This is a genomic window from Streptococcus hillyeri (assembly GCF_003686955.1).
In the GTDB taxonomy this organism is placed as follows: domain Bacteria; phylum Bacillota; class Bacilli; order Lactobacillales; family Streptococcaceae; genus Streptococcus; species Streptococcus hillyeri.
Genome location: NZ_RCVM01000001.1, coordinates 272,221 through 291,580, shown reverse-complemented (window position 1 = coordinate 291,580; position 19,360 = coordinate 272,221). Strand labels below are relative to the sequence as shown.

At 39.3% G+C, this 19,360-nt stretch carries 16 protein-coding genes; 1 reads left to right on the top strand and 15 read right to left on the bottom strand.

The features are described from left to right. Positions 1-90 precede the first annotated feature (90 nt). The 5 genes from EAF07_RS01295 to EAF07_RS01275 all read right to left on the bottom strand — a co-directional run bounded on the left by EAF07_RS01295 (position 91) and on the right by EAF07_RS01275 (position 7,911). Positions 91-3,177 (bottom strand): EndoS/ChiA family endoglycosidase, encoded by a 3,087-nt coding sequence (locus EAF07_RS01295; protein WP_121834487.1) that lies wholly within the window; start codon positions 3,175-3,177, stop codon positions 91-93. A 303-nt stretch (positions 3,178-3,480) separates the two neighbouring features. Next, positions 3,481-4,077, bottom strand: coding sequence for a recombination mediator RecR (gene recR, locus EAF07_RS01290; protein WP_121834486.1), 597 nt, complete (start codon positions 4,075-4,077; stop codon positions 3,481-3,483). Between the two features lie 12 nt (positions 4,078-4,089). Further along, positions 4,090-6,165 (bottom strand): penicillin-binding protein PBP2B, encoded by a 2,076-nt coding sequence (gene pbp2b / locus EAF07_RS01285; protein ID WP_121834485.1) that lies wholly within the window; start codon positions 6,163-6,165, stop codon positions 4,090-4,092. Positions 6,166-6,256: 91 nt separating this feature from the next. Beyond that, on the bottom strand, positions 6,257-7,021 hold the full coding sequence (locus EAF07_RS01280) for a formate/nitrite transporter family protein (RefSeq protein ID WP_121834484.1): 765 nt from the start codon (positions 7,019-7,021) through the stop codon (positions 6,257-6,259). 194 nt (positions 7,022-7,215) lie between these two features. Continuing rightward, positions 7,216-7,911, bottom strand: coding sequence for a phosphoglycerate mutase (locus EAF07_RS01275; RefSeq protein ID WP_121834483.1), 696 nt, complete (start codon positions 7,909-7,911; stop codon positions 7,216-7,218). Positions 7,912-8,236: 325 nt separating this feature from the next. On the opposite strand from EAF07_RS01275, the gene EAF07_RS01270 reads away from it, so the two are divergent. Then, the gene (locus EAF07_RS01270; protein ID WP_121834482.1) at positions 8,237-9,172 is read left to right on the top strand and encodes a dihydroorotate oxidase; all 936 of its coding nucleotides are present in this window, start codon (positions 8,237-8,239) and stop codon (positions 9,170-9,172) included. Between the two features lie 63 nt (positions 9,173-9,235). Here EAF07_RS01270 and EAF07_RS01265 read toward each other — a convergent pair whose 3' ends face one another. The 10 genes from EAF07_RS01265 to EAF07_RS01220 form a co-directional block, all read right to left on the bottom strand. Next, on the bottom strand, positions 9,236-10,081 hold the full coding sequence (locus EAF07_RS01265) for a DNA/RNA non-specific endonuclease (RefSeq protein WP_121834481.1): 846 nt from the start codon (positions 10,079-10,081) through the stop codon (positions 9,236-9,238). 201 nt (positions 10,082-10,282) lie between these two features. Continuing rightward, positions 10,283-10,471 carry a DNA-directed RNA polymerase subunit beta gene (locus EAF07_RS01260; RefSeq protein ID WP_121834480.1) on the bottom strand — a complete coding sequence of 63 codons (189 nt, stop codon included), beginning with the start codon at positions 10,469-10,471 and terminating at the stop codon, positions 10,283-10,285. A gap of 95 nt (positions 10,472-10,566) precedes the next feature. Beyond that, complete coding sequence (murA, locus tag EAF07_RS01255; protein ID WP_121834546.1) at positions 10,567-11,835, bottom strand: UDP-N-acetylglucosamine 1-carboxyvinyltransferase; 1,269 nt, start codon at positions 11,833-11,835, stop codon at positions 10,567-10,569. A gap of 333 nt (positions 11,836-12,168) precedes the next feature. After that, positions 12,169-12,564 carry an SMI1/KNR4 family protein gene (locus tag EAF07_RS01250; protein ID WP_121834479.1) on the bottom strand — a complete coding sequence of 132 codons (396 nt, stop codon included), beginning with the start codon at positions 12,562-12,564 and terminating at the stop codon, positions 12,169-12,171. A gap of 42 nt (positions 12,565-12,606) precedes the next feature. After that, positions 12,607-14,145 (bottom strand): ABC-F family ATP-binding cassette domain-containing protein, encoded by a 1,539-nt coding sequence (locus EAF07_RS01245; RefSeq protein WP_121834478.1) that lies wholly within the window; start codon positions 14,143-14,145, stop codon positions 12,607-12,609. 85 nt (positions 14,146-14,230) lie between these two features. Continuing rightward, on the bottom strand, positions 14,231-14,671 hold the full coding sequence (locus tag EAF07_RS01240; RefSeq protein WP_121834477.1) for a GNAT family N-acetyltransferase: 441 nt from the start codon (positions 14,669-14,671) through the stop codon (positions 14,231-14,233). A 6-nt stretch (positions 14,672-14,677) separates the two neighbouring features. Continuing rightward, complete coding sequence (locus EAF07_RS01235; protein ID WP_121834476.1) at positions 14,678-16,099, bottom strand: DUF2130 domain-containing protein; 1,422 nt, start codon at positions 16,097-16,099, stop codon at positions 14,678-14,680. Positions 16,100-16,263: 164 nt separating this feature from the next. Next, positions 16,264-17,226, bottom strand: coding sequence for an aromatic acid exporter family protein (locus EAF07_RS01230; RefSeq protein ID WP_121834475.1), 963 nt, complete (start codon positions 17,224-17,226; stop codon positions 16,264-16,266). 63 nt (positions 17,227-17,289) lie between these two features. Then, positions 17,290-18,162, bottom strand: coding sequence for a hypothetical protein (locus EAF07_RS10575; RefSeq protein WP_183121633.1), 873 nt, complete (start codon positions 18,160-18,162; stop codon positions 17,290-17,292). Between the two features lie 17 nt (positions 18,163-18,179). Continuing rightward, positions 18,180-18,935, bottom strand: coding sequence for an HAD hydrolase family protein (locus tag EAF07_RS01220; protein WP_121834474.1), 756 nt, complete (start codon positions 18,933-18,935; stop codon positions 18,180-18,182). Between the last annotated feature and the right edge of the window lie 425 nt (positions 18,936-19,360).

Genomic DNA, 19,360 nt, shown 5'->3' with positions numbered 1-19,360 from the left:
CTTTCTAAACAGAACAAACAAAAGGTCTGAGAGGTAATTCTCGGACCTTTTGTGTCTTTAGGAGAGGTAATAAGATAACTGTTATAAAAATTACTCAGTTTCAGTAACTGTCTCTACTGGGATTGTTTCCAAAGTTTCAGTCACTTCAACCTTGTCAGTCATAGGTTCTGCAATTGTTGCCACTTCAAATTTGTCGTTTAACGTCAAACCTAGAAGCTCTGCAACTGCTGTCATTTTAACTTTCATTTCAGCAACTAAGCTAGCAAGTGTGTCGTCACAAACTAACTCACCTAATTTTTCATCAATTTGTGAATCCAATGTCATCATTTCTTGATGAAGAGGTTCAACTGTTTTGAAAAGCTCATTGTCACGCTCCAAGGTTTTAACCGTATTCATCAATGTACGATAATTTGCTTGAATATCGTAAGCAGCTTTTTTATTTTCAACTTGTGCTTTTAACCCTTTGGCAAGCTCTGACAACTTAGTTGCGACAGCATCAATACCCGCTTGACCTAACTCTTCTGCTTCCAAGCCTTTTTTAGCTTCTTCGACATCTTTATCAAATGCTTTAATGGTAGCTTCTGAAAGTTCTGTAGTTGCTGCCTTTTTAGATTCATTCACTTCTTTCAATGCTGAAAGATATTGTTCGCCATTAACTTTCCAACCAAGAATTTGGAATTCAGAGAGGTATGGAGTATCTTCGCCTTTTGTAGATTTAATGATAAGTTTACAGAATCGAGCGACTCCCCCTCCACGAATCTGTTGTTCTTCAATCAGTTTTCCATCTGTTATTTCAGCAATCTGTACCCAGTCTTCTGGTTTCAATTGAGATACATTTGTCACTAGAGGATTTTTTGGAATCCAGATAGTTGCTGAGGTAATCACACTGTTTGGACGTTTTAAGCCACCAACTTCTTCTGCATTTATCAGTCTGAGATAATTAATGTGCGATAAACTACCCAAATCCAACGTAAATTCACTATCTTGACGATAAGAAATATAATGTGTTGACTTATTGTTGTCTATGGCTCTCTTAATAACTTCCTTCATATCCCAATAGGTATTGACTGGTTGCGCATTTAAAGAGAGATTTTCTAAAATCTGTTTTCCTTCTCCAACAGTAACGGTCATCGCATGAACTTCTTTACCATGTTTATCATAAACATGGACAATATAAGACTCATTTTCAGTTGTCTCAAGTACGTGATTGTTAGCTTCTTTCAAAGTAGAAGTAAAGCTTGTTATAGTGTGCTTGCTATAATCCGCCTTAAATTTATCATACGTCCAATTAGGATCAACAAATGTGCGATCATCAACTGTTTTAGTTTTGTAAACTTCAAACTCATCAGAGTTTCCAATAAAGAAATTAGCTCTTGTCACACTACCGAATATTGCGTCCTCAAAAATATTATAAGGCGTACCGTCAGCTGGAACTGTTACTTCTGCTGTTTCATAAATCTCTGGAAGATAACCACTTGGTTTTTGCCCTTCAAAAACGATATCGCTGTTGCTTGCTGATGGGTTGTTCTTTTTAACTACAGCTATCAAGTGTTCTAAACGTTCTTTATCACCTTCAAAATCAAACTTGTTGTTAGACAAGTCAAAGTTCTTCAGACTTGTCATAGATACCACATCAAAATCAGCTAGAGATTGTAATTGAGAATTAGGAAGGTGCAAGTTTTCCAAAGCAGACATACCTGTTAATTTGATGTCACCTGTTTTACGTAAACTTTCTGGCAAATCAGTTTCTTTAAGCTCTTTTAGTTCTGTCAAATTAGCCATCTCTAATGAAGACAATTTAGTAAGCTTATTCAAACCTGTCAAATCTTTAATTGGAAGATTTTCCAATTTCAAGCCTTTTTCATAAAGTGCTAAATCACCACGATAAGGACTTACTTGCTCTTTAACCGCTTGTAAAAGTGCTGGATCTGGGAAGTCAGTGGCATCAATGAGTTTATAATTCTCATTTTTCAACATTTCTTTTTTCAGCTTTTTAGAAACAGTATAGTCTGTTTTGACGATTTCATCAGAAGGGTCTTTTACCCCTTCCGTTTTTGGAGCATGGGCTACCCCATCCCGATCAATCGCATAAGCAAACATACCTCCTTTGAGACCACCCGTTGGTTGCCATTTTGTATATGATTCTGCTCGAGTTCCAGAAATATCTTTACCAATTTCTAGATTAGAGGCGTCATAGTCCTTGATGTCATTCCAGAAGTTACTTTTAGTATCTGCATTTTCCTCATAAAACGTAAATCCAATCATAAATTGGCGAGGAGTCAGATAGTTACTGTATCCTTTCCAATCTTCATTGATTTTACGGTGCATATCTGACGTTGGTCCCTGTGCACCATAATACTGACGAAGTACAAAATCTAAAGATTCAGCATTTTCTTTTAAAATAGTATGGTGTTCCACTCCAAGTGTAGTATCAAGAATTAACATTTTATTGGTATCTTTACCAGTCTTACCAATTAATCTCGCAATCTCCTTAAATACCTTGTTGGCACGAACAATTTCAGCCTTTTGCACATCTGTAGCATCAGTCCTTACATTATAATCATGAAGCTCAACGTCAATATCAAGTCCATCTACACCACGATCATAAACATATTTTTGAACAATTTCAGCTGCAAGAGCTTTATTGCTAATCTCGTCATCATTTGGATATTTATCTTTTGAAAGACCGTATTTACCACTTAACTCCTTCACACCAATTGTCTGAACAACAGCAGTACCTTGTTTATGCATTTTTGGAATATATTCTGTTTTTAATGTTTCCCAAAACGGACTCTTTTCATAAACATAGTTATCAAAAACAAATAAGATATCAACCTCTTCTGGGACTTCTGCAATTGAATTAGGACGATTAAATGACGTGTTTAACTGTTCTTCATGGTACCCTTGTGAATCGGTGGCTGCATCCTTATTCTTTGTCGCAGCGCTATCATGCCATGTACGGAAGTATCCACCATAAAGCGGTCCTCTGATACCTGAACGAATTTCGTTGACGATTCCAACACTATCAGTTGCACGATTGGTGTTTTCTTGTGCCTGAACCACCATTGGTTGGAAACCATGAAGTCTAAAACTTTCATTTGCCTGTAATGTTGCACTTGCTAAGACTGCTGCACAGACTAAACCTACTGCACATTTTGTAAATTGACGTTTATCCATTTTTTCCTCCTTTGGATAATTAAAAAAATTAAAAACCATTTTTGTAAGCGCATTCTTTTTTGATTCATCTATAGTATGCTCCTTAGAGGATAAAAAAGAAACCTACAAACTATAGGTTTCATACAACAAATTTAAGTTTTATGTTGATAATACTTATCATTCCCTAAAAACAAAGAGGTACGTCCAATAATTTTCGTCACCAATCAATCTACTATAATTGACATTATGCTATTTTGGAAAAATGATTCTCAAAAAAAGAGCGGTAGAAATCGTTTTTTAAACTACCGATTTCTAACTCGCTCTCTATAATTCTGTACGATTTTCAATAGCTCGAAGAAGGGTTACTTCGTCCGCATATTCAATATCTGAACCAACTGCCAGACCTCTTGCTAAACGGGTAACCTTGATACCTGCTGGTTTTAAAACTCGTGAAATATACATTGACGTCGCTTCACCATCTGCGGTAGCACTAGTTGCAATAATAACCTCTGTCACATCGCCATTCATCAATCGTGTGATAAGGCTTTTCAGATTAATATCATCAGGACTAACGCCATTCATTGGAGAAATCAAGCCGTGCAGCACATGGTATTTCCCACGATACTCTTGAATTTTTTCCATAGCAGAGACATCTTTGGATTCCTCTACCACAAGAAGAAGTGACGGATCTCGTGTCTCATCTTGGCAAATGCCGCAAGGATCATCGTCTGTTAAATTACCACAGACACTACAATAAGTTAAATCACGCTTGGCGGACAATAAATTTTTGGCAAATTCATTGACATCCTCGTCGCTCATACCGATTGTATAAAAGGCGAGCCTTGTTGCAGTTTTAATGCCGACGCCAGGTAACTTTGAAAAACTATCAATTAACTTTGCGATTGGAGTTGGATAAAGCACTGAAATCCTCCCTTAATTCATTGGATGTAAACTGTTATATAGATTAATGATGTCACGTGTCATTAAGTGACTTGCCTTACTGCTAAAGTTCGTTTCGTGTGGTAAGACAACTGCTACTGCAATTTGTGGTTTTTCACTTGGTGCATAGGCTATAACATTCATATTTGTTGTGTAGATAGACTCACCTGAGTTGTTAGTCACATAAGATTCTGCCGTACCTGTCTTAGCAGAAATCGGAACTGCCGCACCCACACCAATGGCTTTACCTGTGGCATATCCTGATGGGCTATTCACCACATCATAAAACCCTTGTTGGATAATTCCCATCTCCTCAGCAGAGACCTTGACAGTATTCAAAGTATTTGCACCTTTTTCTTCCAACATATTACCAAGATTACCAGATTTATCAGTATCATACACGCCTTGGACCAAGTGCGGAGCAATACGATTGCCACCGTTAGCAACTGTCGCAGCGTATTGTGCTAATTGCATCGTGGTGTAGTTATCAAACTGCCCAAAAGATTCTGTCAATAGCGATGCCGAGTCAAACTTTTCTGGAATATATCCCGTTGATTCTCCTGAAACATCCAAACCTGTAGCGACTCCCAAACCAAAATCAGCATAGGTCGAACGTAATTTAGCCATGGCCGTATCTAATCCATTTGTTGCTAAAAACATTCCTGGGCTATACTCCTGTCCCATTAATTTCATGGCGATTTGTACCATGTAGGTATTGGATGAATATTCCAAGGCTTGAGTAGCTGTAATAGGTAGGCTCCCTAGAGTAAACCAAGATTTAATAGGGCTAGATCCCGCAAACTGAATAGCTTGATCATACAAGACTTGATTGCCACCAATCACACCATTTTCATATCCCGATGCAATTGTTGCCCCCTTCACAACAGATCCAGGTGTAAAGACTAAGGTCATTGTTCCAAGAGCGTTTTTAACAACCTCACCTGTAGTCGTGTCATGGGAAAGACCTGCCATCGCCAGTACAGCTCCAGTATTAGGGTTAAGTGCGACAGCATAGGCACCTTCAGAAAGTTCTACATTACCCTCTGCCTTCTCAGCCATAAAATATTGATTGAGAATGTTTTCAACCCCTTCTTGGAAGTTTAAATCAATAGTTAATTTAATATTTTTGCCTTTACTGCCTTCTTGCGTAATCTGATTAGCAATAACCTTGCCCTTTTTATCAACTGTAATCTGACGAACCTGAGACGTCCCTTTCAAAACATCTTCGTACGACTTCTCTAGGTAACTGGTCCCCACACGATCATTAAGTGAATAACCTTTTGCAAGGTATTCGTTAGCTTCCTCGGCTGGAAGCCCTGCTTTTTCACTCGAGACCTTTCCTATAATCGGTGATAAGGACTTGGCAATATTTTGTCGTTCCCAATCTGACCGAACTGAAATCCCTGGCAAGTCTTTATTTGCCGAAATAAGCGCTATCTGTTCTGCAGTCAAATCTACGGTTTTCAACGACGTTGTTCCAAAGGTTGGCGTCGCATTCATTTGGCTAAAAATATAGGCCACCTTTAATTCCTCGTCTGAAAAATTAATCTGCTCCTCTGTTACTGCTTCAATAGCATTCGCATAAATATCACTCTCTGCCAACTGATTGCCAAACTTATCATATTTCTTACTATCATCAAGAGAGGCAACAACTGCCTGATAATTTGAAGAATCTGCCAAATAATAATCCTTTTTCTCACGAGTTGTGACATTCGTTTCAGTGTAAGACACAAGAGCTGATAAATCCCATGCGATTTTCTTCATTTCCTCAGCTGTCGCAAAATTGCTCCGAGTAAAGGAAACGACTTCTTTAATGTCATTATCAACCAGTAAGGTTCCTTGCGCATCGTAAATTTTTCCCCTAGGACTTGAATTTTTCACCGTGTAACTTGTCGTTGCTGTTAATTTTTTAGTGTAAAACTCTTTATCAAGTAACTGCATTTGTGCCAACCGTAATAACAGTACAACAAAGAGTGCAACAATAATGGCAAAAATCAAATTGATACGGCTAGACATTTGACTTCCTAGCCGTTTTTGCTGCTGTAATTTCTTTCTCTTCCTACTTGCCATTTGACCCTCTCATTGAAAAACTTTGCAATCTATTTTATCACAATTACACTAAAAAAACTTGCTAAAATGATAGCAAGTTTCATCTTTTTTTCTAATCTTTTTTTCCATAGACCAAGAAGTAAAATAGGGAAACAAAAACAGCACCACCTACAATATTTCCAGCATAAACAAAGACAAAATTCTTCAAGAAATCAAACCAAGTAGCGCCACCTTCAAAGATAGCTGCTGGGATAATAAAGGCATTCGCCACGCTATGCTGGAAGCCAATCGCAACAAAGGTCATCACAGGGAACCATGTGCCAAGAATTTTGCCAGCTGCATCCTTAGCACCATAGCAGAGCCACAACGACAGACCAACAAACCAGTTACAACCAATTCCTGAAACAAAAGCCTGTGCCGGAGACGCTGCTAACTTAGCATGTGCCACTTCTAACGTTTCCTCTAAATAATGACCTGAACTTGTCAAACCAACAAAATGCCCAAAGAAATAAGCCACAAAGATAGCTCCAATAACATTGAACAAGGTTACAATAGCCCAATTTTTAAGCAAATCTACAAGAGAAATCTTTTTAGCAAAAAAACTAGCTGCGACTGCCATCATATTGCCCGTAATTAATTCTCCCCCAGCTAATAGAATAACAATCAAGCCAATCGGAAATGCTGCCGCTCCAACAACCGAAGCAAAGTGCCCCAAAGTCTCCATACCACTAGCTACAATACGAACATAAAGCAAATAGCCTAAGCTAATCATTGCCCCACCAATAAAGCCTAAAATAGCCTTCTGCAAGAACGTTTTCTCAATCTTATGTTCTCCGGTATGGATCGTTTTTTCTAAAATTTCTTCTGGCGAATACATCTTTTTTCCTTTCTGCAATCGTTTTCTAACGCTACTATTATAACAAGTTCTCTAAAGATTGCAAGACTTTTCACAAAATAAAAGGTATTTTCATGCTAATTTTATTTGTGAATGAGTATAATATCATCGAAAAGCGTGTGACCCAATTAATGTGATGGCAAAAAAGCAGACTAAAAGCCTGCTTTCGTGTGTTATTATTTGTCTTCCAAGTAGTACTCAGATACAACGTTTAATTTTTCGTCAAATTCGAATACAAGTGGTGGGAAGTTTGGAATTTCAACGTCCATGATTTCATCATCAGACAATTGTTTGATGTGTTTTACAAGGGCACGGATTGAGTTACCGTGTGCACCAACGAAAACATTTTTACCATCTTTAAGAGCTGGCGCAATTTTATCTTCCCAGAATGGAAGCGCACGCTCAAGCGTTACTTTCAAGTTTTCAGCATCTGGAATAACTGAGCTATCAAGGTGTGCGTAACGGCGATCTGTGTGAGCTGAGTGCTCGTGATCTTTAGCCATTTCTGGTGGCAATGTGTCGTATGAACGACGCCAAATGTGAACTTGCTCATCACCAAATTCAGCAGCTGCTTCTGCTTTGTTCAAGCCAGTCAAACCACCGTAGTGACGTTCGTTCAAGCGCCATGATTTTTCAACTGGAACCCAAAGTTGGTCAGCTGCTTCAAGCGCAAGGTTTGTTGTTTTGATAGCACGTTTCAAAACTGATGTGAAAGCAAGGTCAAACTCGATACCAGCTTCTTTAATCAATTTACCAGCGTCAATCGCTTGTTGTGTTCCTTTATCTGACAAATCAACGTCAGCCCAACCAGTGAAAAGGTTAGCTTTGTTCCATTCTGACTCACCGTGGCGAGCGAAAACCAATTTTACCATTAGTAGTCTCCTTTATAATTATGGTTTAAAACCATTTACCTTTACTATTTTACCCAAAAAACATAAAAAAAGCTAGTCTGAGAATACTAATTTGTGAACGATTTACCAATAATTCTCTTCAAAACGGTAAAAAATCAGTATCAGGTCCTTATGATAACCTCAAGGAAATTTCTGAAATCAATCTTAAATAACACATATTTCGAGTGTTTTCTACAACATAACAAGGTTATTTCCGAACATTTCGGTTAAATTTCTCTAAAATCTTGCAAATAACCTATCTCAATGATACAATAGAAAAAATTTATCTAAAAGGAGTTTTCCAAAAATGGTTTCTACTGCGACTAAAATAGGTAACTTTTCATTCACCAATTGCTTGATGAATGCTGCTGGGGTTTATTGCATGACACGTGAGGAATTAGCGGAGATTGAAGCTTCTACTGCTGGTTCATTCGTGACTAAAACGGGTACCCTCGAAGCACGTCCTGGCAATCCAGAACCACGCTATGTGGACGTTCCTCTTGGCTCAATTAACTCAATGGGACTTCCTAACAATGGTTTCCAGTATTACCTTGATTATGTAACAGAATTACAAGAAAATCCAGAAAGTAAGCCTCATTTCCTATCATTAGTCGGTCTATCACCAGAGGAAACCCACCTTATTTTGAAAAAAGTCCAAGAGAGTGACTACAAAGGTCTTGTTGAGCTTAATTTATCTTGTCCAAATGTACCAGGGAAACCTCAAATTGCTTACGATTTCGAGACAACTGAAACCATTTTAACAGAGGTCTTTACTTACTTCACAAAACCACTAGGTATCAAATTGCCTCCTTACTTTGATATTGTCCATTTTGACCAAGCTGCCGCTATTTTCAATCAATTTCCGCTCACTTTTGTCAATTGTGTGAATTCGATTGGTAATGGTTTGCTCATTGACGACGAAACTGTCCTCATAAAACCTAAAAATGGATTTGGTGGTATTGGCGGTGACTATATTAAACCAACAGCTCTTGCTAATGTTCATGCCTTCTATCAGCGTTTAAAACCTGAAATTCAGATTATCGGTACTGGGGGTGTTAAAAATGGGCGAGACGCTTTTGAGCATATCCTCTGCGGCGCTAGCATGGTCCAAATCGGGACAGCCTTACAACAGGAAGGGCCTAGCATCTTTGACCGTGTCACCGAAGAGCTAAAAGAGATTATGGCTGAAAAAGGCTATCAAACGATCGAAGACTTCAGAGGAAAACTAAACTATATCCATTAATGTTAAACTGTGATATCTTAAAAAGCATCCGATCGAGTTAAAACTCGACCAGATGCTTTTTCTTTACTCAACTGTGGTAATTTTCCCACTATAGTAATCAACCGTTAAACCATCTTGAACATTTGGAACAAAGACATTAAACTCTAACTCACCATCTGAGGACTTTGCCTCTAGATGACTACCTGAAGCAATGAGGTTATCTCCTTCATAGATTAAGGTCACACGATAACGAACGCGTTTATTATTATCTAAGGCTTTACGAACGAGTGATTCGTAATAATTTTGACCTGTTGAATTTTCTAAATTCGCTTGATTTGACCACGCTGTTTGGACAGCGATGTTTTCAGGATTACTTGTTGACGCATCAAAGCCTGACAAACCACCAACAAGTGCATATCCAATCAAGTGACCTCTATCAATAGCATGATCAAATTCACCTTTCAAATCATGAATTTGATGCCAGCCAGCAGGACGAAAGTCCGTTCTTCCCTGCCCTGTCTGCTCTCGATTTTTATATTGACGCGTACTTTTTGCTAAGAGAGCATTACCATTTACTGGTACTACTTTCCCTTGTACACGTTTTGTCTGATTGGTAGCATAGGGAAGACTTGCTACATCAGCATTGAGTGACGTTTTATTGTCATTTATGATGAAAGCTCCCGCACCGTTCCATTCGATAGTGCCTAGCTGTTTTCTAACTTCGCTAGATAAAACTGACTCAGCTAAAGCTTGAGAAGGTGTCCCTTCTGCTGCTTCAATGTGACTAGCTGCTTGTTGCGTCTGATGACCTGTTAACGAAATGCCTAATCGATCAAACAGTCCCGTAGAACTTCCACCAAAAAGTCCAACAGCAACCGTTACAAGCAAAGCTAAAAGTGATAAACCCGTTTTGTTTTGTTTTTTATTCATATTCCTTTTATAAAGAGAGAGAGTGGGACAGAAGTCATGATTTCGAAGAAATTGACTTCGTCGTCCCACCTCCGCACAGTTGATTAGGATGGCCGCTAACGATTGCGTAGCAAGGGTTTAGGACCTCCAATCAACCACTGCGTCAATCTGTTATTACCATTAAAAATAGAAGGTTGAGATATTTATGTCCCAACCTCTTCACTACTGACCCGTAAATTTACTGATAATGCCCTGCCATTTTTCAGGAGAAAGAATAGAAAATGGTTTGGCGCCATCACCAAAAAATCCATAACCTAACACCAAACCAAGTCCAAAGCAAATAATACAGAGCACTAGGATGACAAAGATAAGCAGGAACTGCTTGCCGATGTATTTCCAACCAATATCCATAGTTTTGTTCTAAAGGGAGATGTTGAAACAAAGCTTAAGAACATAACTCTTAAGTGTGACGTGACATCAAGTTGTCTAACCCCCTTCTCCTTTCCTTAACCATTTACACGACTGATAGTTGCACCCAAGGCAGCTAATTTTTCATGGAATTTGTAGTAGCCACGGTCTAAGTGAGTTAACTTTCCAACGGTTGTTGTTCCCTCTGCTACCATTCCTGTCAAGATAAGGGCTGCGCTGGCACGAAGGTCTGTTGACATCACAGGAGCTCCTTGAAGCTTTTCTCCACCGTGAATCAATGCTGTATCACGTAAAATTTCAGAGTGGAGTCCCATGCGACGCATTTCTTCTAAATGTTGGAAACGATTTTCAAAGACCGTCTCAATCATCGTAGACTCACCTTTAATGACTGCCATAAGTGCGGTCATTTGCGCCTGCATATCTGTTGGAAAACCTGGATGTGGTAAGGTTTTGACAGCAACAGGCTTAAGTTTTGTCACATCTGAACGGACACGGATGCCATTCTCTTCCTCGGTAACCTCTACTCCCATTTCTTTGAGTTTTGAAATAAGGGGACGGTTATGCTCCCAAACAGCATCTTTAATCAGCACATCACCTGATGTCATGGCTGCAGCAACCATAAAGGTCCCTGCTTCAATACGATCTTGAACGACATCGTGTTCTGCACCGTGCATTTTATCAACACCATCAATGGTTAATGTCTCAGTACCTGCACCTTTTACCTTTGCCCCCATTTTATTCAATAAAAGAGCTAAGTCAACAATTTCTGGTTCACGCGCAGCATTTTCAATAACCGTACGACCTTCTGCTAAGGTTGCGGCCATCATCAGATTTTGAGTAGCGCCAACACTTGGGAAATCTAAATAGATATGGGCACCTTTTAATTTTTCAGCAATCGCAGTAATGTCACCACCAGCTTGAGTGATTTGGGCACCCATTGCTTCTAACCCCTTGAGATGAAGGTCAATTGGTCTGCTTCCGATTGTGCAACCACCAGGCATAGAAACCTTAGCATGTCCACAACGTGCCAAGATTGGGCCCAAAACAACGATAGAGGCACGCATTTGGCTAACGTATTCATATGGCGCCGCATCTAAAATCCAGCCAGTAGCATCAACCGTAACACGATTTTGTTCTTCTTCAAAATTAACGTCAATGTCTAGTCCGCGCACAACATTATTCATTGTGAAAACATCTGATAAGATCGGCACATTATTAAGAACAGTCTTACCTTCTTTGGCTAATATCGTCGCTGCTAAAAGGGGTAACACTGCATTTTTAGCACCTTCAATGATGACTTCACCCTGAAGACATGTCTTCCCGCCTTCAATAATAATTTTATCCATAGTTATCATAGTAGGGAAATTCTATCAAAATATCCCAAACTCAATTAGAAATCCTAATCGAATTATCCTTTCTTTTCATAAAAGTGACAATATTTGTCAAAAATAAGTAGGTTTATTATAACATAAAAGAGAAACATAGAAAACAATTGATGACTTTCTTATCCCGTAGTGGAAGAGCGATGAAAATAGACTAGAAAAAGTCCAACCTTAAATATTATGCCTCTCTGTAAATAATAGGCTACACACTTTCGATAAAAAATCAATTCTAGACTTTCTGAACCTTTCTTAGTGAGTCAAAATGAATCTTTGTAATTTCTTGAACATCAGAAGATGTTATTCAATCACTTCTGTCAAAAGGTATTCCTCAAATGACGAGTAAAGTTTTTCTGGTTTAACCGTATCATTTGGAATCGTTTGAAAAATTTCTCCCTTGGTATTCTGCCAGATGACAATACCGTCAAAGCCTAGTTCTTCAATCACATACATAGACTGCGTATCTGGATGGGTATACTGTCTGTTATTAAGTGTCACGATAACTATATTCAAGAAATGTTCAAATTCAACGCCAGTAAACTCATGTAATGATATTTCAAAATTCCCAAAAGCTGAGATTAACTGGCGATACTCATCTGCGAATGGCACTTCCAACTTCTTCTCCGCTTCTGTAACGTCAAAACTGTAATCTTTAATTTTATATCCTTGAGAGGTTAAAAATTCAAAAATTGTCATCATGTTCTCCCATAGTTACTAGGACTACCCATAGATCGCATTTTAAATCATCTGATTGAAGTCCCAAACTTCTGTCCAGCCATCATAGAATTCTGGTTCGTGACATACCATCAAGATTGTCCCTTTATAGGCTTGGAGAGCGCGTTTAAGTTCATCTTTCGCATCAACATCCAAGTGGTTAGTCGGCTCATCCAGAACGAGGACATTGTTTTCACGATTCATCAGCAAGCAAAAACGTACCTTAGCTTGCTCACCACCTGACAACACTTGAATTTGGCTTTCAATATGTTTTGAAGTCAAGCCACAACGTGCCAAGGCCGCGCGTACTTCTGCTTGGTTAAGAGCTGGGAAGGCATCCCACACAGCTTCTAGCGGTGTCTGACGAGAACCAGCTGTCTCCTGCTCAAAATAACCAATTTCAAGGAAGTCACCACGTTCAACGTCACCATCAAGCGCTTTGATTTCTCCTAGTAAGCTCTTCAAAAGCGTTGTCTTACCAATACCATTAGCACCAACGATAGCAACCTTTTGGTTACGTTCAAGTGTCAAATTAAGCGGTGCCTTGGTCAACGGGCGATCGTAACCAATGACTAAATCAGTGGTTTGGAAAATAAAGCGTCCTGGTGTACGTGCTTCTTTAAATTCAAATGATGGTTTTGGCTTCTCAGCTTGAAGCTCGATAATCTCCATCTTGTCCAATTTCTTTTGACGAGACATGGCCATATTACGTGTCGCAACACGCGCTTTGTTGCGGTTAACAAAATCTTGTAAATCTGCAATCTCTTTCTGCTGGCGCTCATAAGCAGCTTCTAGCTGTGCTTTTTTCATGGCATAAACAGACTGGAAGTTATCGTAATCTCCAGCATAACGGACTAAATCAAGGCTTTCCACATGATAGACAATATTGATAACGTCATTAAGGAATGGAATATCGTGAGAGATGAGCACAAAGGCATTTTCATATTCCTGCAAGTAACGTTTAAGCCAAGCAATGTGCTCTGCATCAAGGTGGTTGGTCGGTTCATCGAGAAGGAGAATATCTGGTTTTTCAAGCAAGAGTTTTGCCAATAACACCTTGGTACGTTGACCACCAGAGAGTTCCGTAACGTCAGAATCCATACCAAATTCCATGACACCAAGGGCACGAGCCACCTCATCAATCTTAGCATCTAAGACATAAAAATCACGAGATTCTAGGCGGTCTTGAAGTTCACCAACTTCTTCCATAAGGGCATCAATATCAGCACCTTCTTCTGCCATAGACATGTAAATGTCATTAATGCGAGCCTCTGTCTTAAAAAGTTCATCAAAAGCTGTACGCAAGACATCACGGACAGTCATACCTTTTTCAAGAACAGCATGTTGATCAAGGTAGCCGACAGTCACATATTTTGACCACTCTACCTTGCCTTCATCAGGTTGTAAAGCCCCCGTTACGATAGACATAAAGGTAGATTTTCCTTCACCATTAGCACCAACAAGTCCGATGTGTTCCCCTTTTAAGAGGCGAAAAGAGACATTTTCAAAGATAGCACGATCACCAAAACCGTGACTAAGATTTTTTACTTCTAATATTGACATTTAGGTTTCCTTTTTCTTCGTTAAAAAAGCCGTTAACACGGCTTAATATTAATCTTATTATCACAGAATATATGAGAAAAGTCAATCAGCCAATTTCAGGCAACTCTAATGCAAATCCATAACTCGTCTTTCTAAAACCATAACGTTCATAAAACTGATGTGCCTTTTCTCTCTCATCTGTTATGCCACTATTTAAAGCCAATGCTAAGGCACCTGTTTGACAAGCCTCTTCTCTAATCTTATCAATCATACATCTTGCAATTCCCTGACGACGATAATCTTTTCCAACCACCAAAGCAAGTATACGATAATAAAAACCATCTCGTTCAAAGAAATATAGTTTTGAACACCCAATAAAACCGACGACCTTCTCATCTAGGACTGCAACTTTCAACTGATAATTGGGTTGTGCCAACAGGTGAGTTAACCGCTGTTCTAAATCCATCTTATTGGTTGGATACCCTAAATCGGCATACAGGGGTAATAAATCGTCAATATCTGTTGTTTGATAATTTCTAATTTCCATAGGACTTTATTCCTTCAGCGCTTCAAATTTTGCACGCATGGTAGGATTTTTACGGGTTAATTTTTGGACAGAGACATCATCTAATTTATTGTTTGCTAGGCGTAATTGGTTTTCCGAAGTGGTTAGAGCTGCTTTGATAGCCTCCATTCGCTTGATGCTCTTATCAATTTCTTCAATAGCTTTTTTGAAATTATTGCTTGCGGAGTTATAATTCTTAGCAAAGGCTGTCTTGAACGTTTCCAAGTCTTCCTCAAAATGGGTAATGTCCAGATTTTGCTCCTTAACAAGTTCTAGCTCCTGCTTATATTTAAGGCTATTCAGCGCAGCATTTCTCAAAAGCGTGATAATAGGGATAAAGAATTGAGGGCGAACCACATACATTTTCTCATAAGTATAGGAAACATCGACAATCCCATTGTTGTAAAGCTCATTATCGGCTTCTAAGAGAGACACTAAAATCGCGTACTCACACTTCTTCTCACGACGATCCTTGTCTAATTCCTTGAAAAAATGGTCATTCTTTTTCTTTGTCGCTGTTTCATCACCTTCGTTTTTCATTTCAAACATAATGGAGATGATTTCAACACCGTTTTCATCGTACTCGCGATAGATATAATCCCCTTTAGATCCTGACGTCGCATCGTTATCCTTACCAAATTCAGCTTGTGGAAAGGCTGTCATGCGCAAGCGATTAAACTCGTACTCACAGTGTTGCTCTAGGCTCTCCCCAATCATTTTAGTAGACTGTTTAGCCTTGAAATCCTTATAGTAAGCAATCAAATCATCCTTCTGCGCCAACTCGAGCTGATGCTGACTAATCAAGGCTTGGCGGGATAACTCACCTTGCTGCTCTTGCAAGATTAACTGATTTTGAACCGTGTCACGCTCTTTTTCAACAGCCTGTAACGCCTGTTGCATCTCGTAAGCTTTTTCGAGTTCTAGGCGCTCTAGACGGGCTTTAAGCTCAGCAATTTCCTGATCTTTTGGGGCAATGGCAGAGCGGACTTCAAGTTCTTGTTCTGTTGATTTCGCTGCTAGTTGACCTTGCAGTTTTTCTAATTCCAAGTCTTTTTCAGCTAGCGCTGTTTTCAATTCATGCTGCTTCTCACTCGCTAAACTATCAAAACGAGCTTGCAACTCCGCTAAAGCTTTATCTTTTGAAGCAATAGCAGCACTAACTTCCTGCTCCTGTTCCACTGCTTTGGTTTCGAGTTGACCTTTCAGTTGCTCTAACTCTAAATCTTTTTGAGCGAGGGCTGATTGAAGCTGATTTTTTGACTGCTCTGCTAATAAAGCTGTCTCCTTTTCCAGTCGCTCATGCACTTCTTTCTCAAAGGCACCACTGCGTACTTGTGCCAGCAGCTGGGCATACTCACTTTCATTGATGGTAAAAACGGTCTGACAATGTGGGCATTTGATTTCGTTCATTGGGTACCTCTTCTTTTCTAAAGCATCATTCTTTATTTGATTATACCAAAAAACGCCTCTTTAGGCGTTAAGAAAGTAGGCAATGGCTGTTGAGGCGTTCCATTAGACCGTTTTACAATGACAACCCATTTCAAGTCTAAAACCTCTTAATGGGTTCAATGCAGTCAGGCAACTTGTTTCCCATACTGGTTGTAAAAATCAACTTTGAGTTGGATAAAACGCTCAAGGTCATTTAATAGCTGAAAAAGCACTGCTCTGGTTTCAAATTCATCGCGCGTTTTTGGGAGAGGCCGCTTTCGGAATAACTCTCTAAACTCAGCAATATCATCCAGAAGGAGCTTAGCTGGGTTTTCTTGACTAAGTTGCGCTGCTGTTTCATAGAAAAGATGCGCCAAAATCACACTTTCTCGACTCTCTAATTGACAAGAGTTGACATTAACTGCCATCTGACGAAGGAGTTTAGATTGGTCCATCCGCATATCAAAATAATGCACCTGATAATTGGTTTGCTGGAAGAGCTGATTGTTGTGTTCTAGGTAAACCAATCGCTGCGCTTCCGATAACAGCTGGTCTAACTCACCAATGAGAACCGCCTCATTTGTCCCATCTCCTTTCAGTAAAAAACCATTAAAGCGCATAAGAATGGCTTTGAGTTTCTCTTCAACTCTCAGATGATAGTTCTCAATATCGGACTGCTTAGATGGCATATAGAGATTGAGAAGCAAGGCAACTCCTGCTCCAATAAGGAAAATAGCCATTTCATTCCACAACCAACTGATCGCTACGCTTTGTTCCAAATACAAATGCAGGACCAAAACGGTAATCGGTGGAATACCAACGGAAACATCTAACACATAGGCTAAGGGCACATAAAGAGCCATGTATAGGGCGACAACCATGAGATTATAGCCAAATAACGTGAAGGGGACAGTCGCAATCCCTAAGGCTAGAAGCGCTGAGATAAAGCGCTGACCAGCAATTTTGAAAGAGCTCCGTCTTGTATCTAAAACACTTAGAATGGCAATGATCCCAGCTGAGGTGGTATAAGCCAACCCTAAGCTATCAGCAATCCAAATGGCAATAACGGTCGCCAAAACGAGCTTTATCGTTCGATGTGCTACAGACATATCATCCCCCTTTTCTTGTTGTGATGGTTCCATTTTATCAAAAAGAATTGAGACTGACCATTCTCAATTCTTCCAAGAAACCTTTTTTAAAGCTAAATAGCTGCAAAGAACAATAAGAACCATTGTTAACCAAACTGAACCTCCCACGCCCAGTTCACCTCCTAACCAGAGACCGGATGGTTTATTTACTTGAAAAAGACTTGCCCATTGCACTCCTAATGGGGCATAGAGGTGATAGATGGTCACAGACCAAATCGCTTGTAATCCTGTTGCTAGCCATAGATTTTTTCGCCAAAGGACTAGGATTCCTGACAAAAGACTAAATAAAAAGTCATTGACTAACAAAGGGAAAGGTAAAGTGGGGGTGCGCATCCAACTACCTAGAATTGCTACTAAACAACTCCCTGCCAAGGCAAAGGGGCGGTTGAATCTTGCTAAAACAGGTAAAAGGTAACCTTGGTAAATGAGAATATCTCCCATTGCAACTACATGATAAGCTATAAAATAAATAACAAACAATATAACTGGATGGTTACTCATAGGTCCAATCACTGAAACCTTAGACCAAATTGACGGTAAAAAACACACCAAACTAATAAGACCAAGGCCCAGTAACCAGCCTAAAAGTAGCTCTCTTAATGCCTTTTCTTTGAAATAACCCAAGGTTTCCACAGACCTATATTCAACAAGTTGAGTAACTAAAGATACTGCTGGAAAAACACCAATATAGGATAAAAGTTGAGCAATTACAGTAACATCAACAGATGGAACATAGTCAATCGTTCCCCAAATAAAAGCGGAAATGAGTATGATAAAAGACTTTAACCAGGCAGCGATCAATTCAGTTAAGAACATCATGCCAAAAGCCACCAAAGGACCTACCCACCAGCGTTTGGACACATGACCAAACTTAACTTCTTCAAACACATCGCGCATTTCACCTTCTCCTTTTCCTAAAATTGCTGATAAAGTTCCTTTAATTTTTGAGCAATGGCAGAGCTATCAGCAGGAAGTTTCTCATCTGTATATTTTTCTAGAAAGGCATAATCGCCCACTTGCACACTATAAAGTGAGGCTTTAAACATAGCTTTGTCATTCTTATCATTGCCAAATGCTACAAAATCATTTCCTAATAAATCAACAATAGTCGTTGCTTTATTTGTCTCATAAGGATTGATATAAAGACATTTTTCATGCGCAAAATAACTGACATCCATGACATTCAATAACGTTAATTCACTGGCCATATCTTCAACCAAATCCTCGTGCCGACTCATTTCGATGACAATTTTAATAGGATTTTTAAGTTCTACGAGAGGAAGTTGCTTTGCTAAATGGAGAGGATCAACATGTGAAGCAAATGGCATCTTTTCAATTTGCTGACCACTGTAATGAAAATCATCATCCACAAAATAAGGGAGATTATATCGGTGACACCATGATAGGACCGCCTTGTAGCCCTTCTCCTCTAAATGACTATGGAAAATGAGATTTCCTTCATCATAAGCAAGCCCACCATTTAAACCAATCACCAGCTCCTGAGACAGTTCTTCTCCTAAAACTGGAATACAATCCCTGTAAGAGCGCGCTGAAGCAAAGACAATCTGGTGCCCATAGTGACTTGCTTCAGTCAGTACTTCTTTAATCTCAGGCGCAATCGTTTTTCCATCAAAGCAAAGCGTCCCATCAAGGTCAAAAACAAAACGCATCTCAAAACCTCCCTCCCAACAAATGAGTCTACCATCACCGCAACTGGTGATAGTCACTTTCTAAGCTAGTGTATTCGTTATTATAATGAATGGAATAAAAACAAGGACATCGTTAAGTAGCTTTGATGAACTCTAGTATTACAGATTTTTACCCTATCTTATTCCTTGCTCAAAACACTATATCTCAATCATACGCTTTAGAACATCAAAAAGCAAGCCATTTTGGACTTGCTTTTTTCCTTATACTCATCCAAAATCAAAATTAGCATTTTATAATCTCGAATGTCATTGATAAATCATCGAACGAAGTGAGGCTAAAATGTTTCTTTCGCTATAGTGGTATTCTTAGCAGTGAAACTGTCCAGTGGACAGTTTCAGTTTCCCACCTCAAAAGGTTCCCCGAACCTTTTGAGCGTCCGCACTTT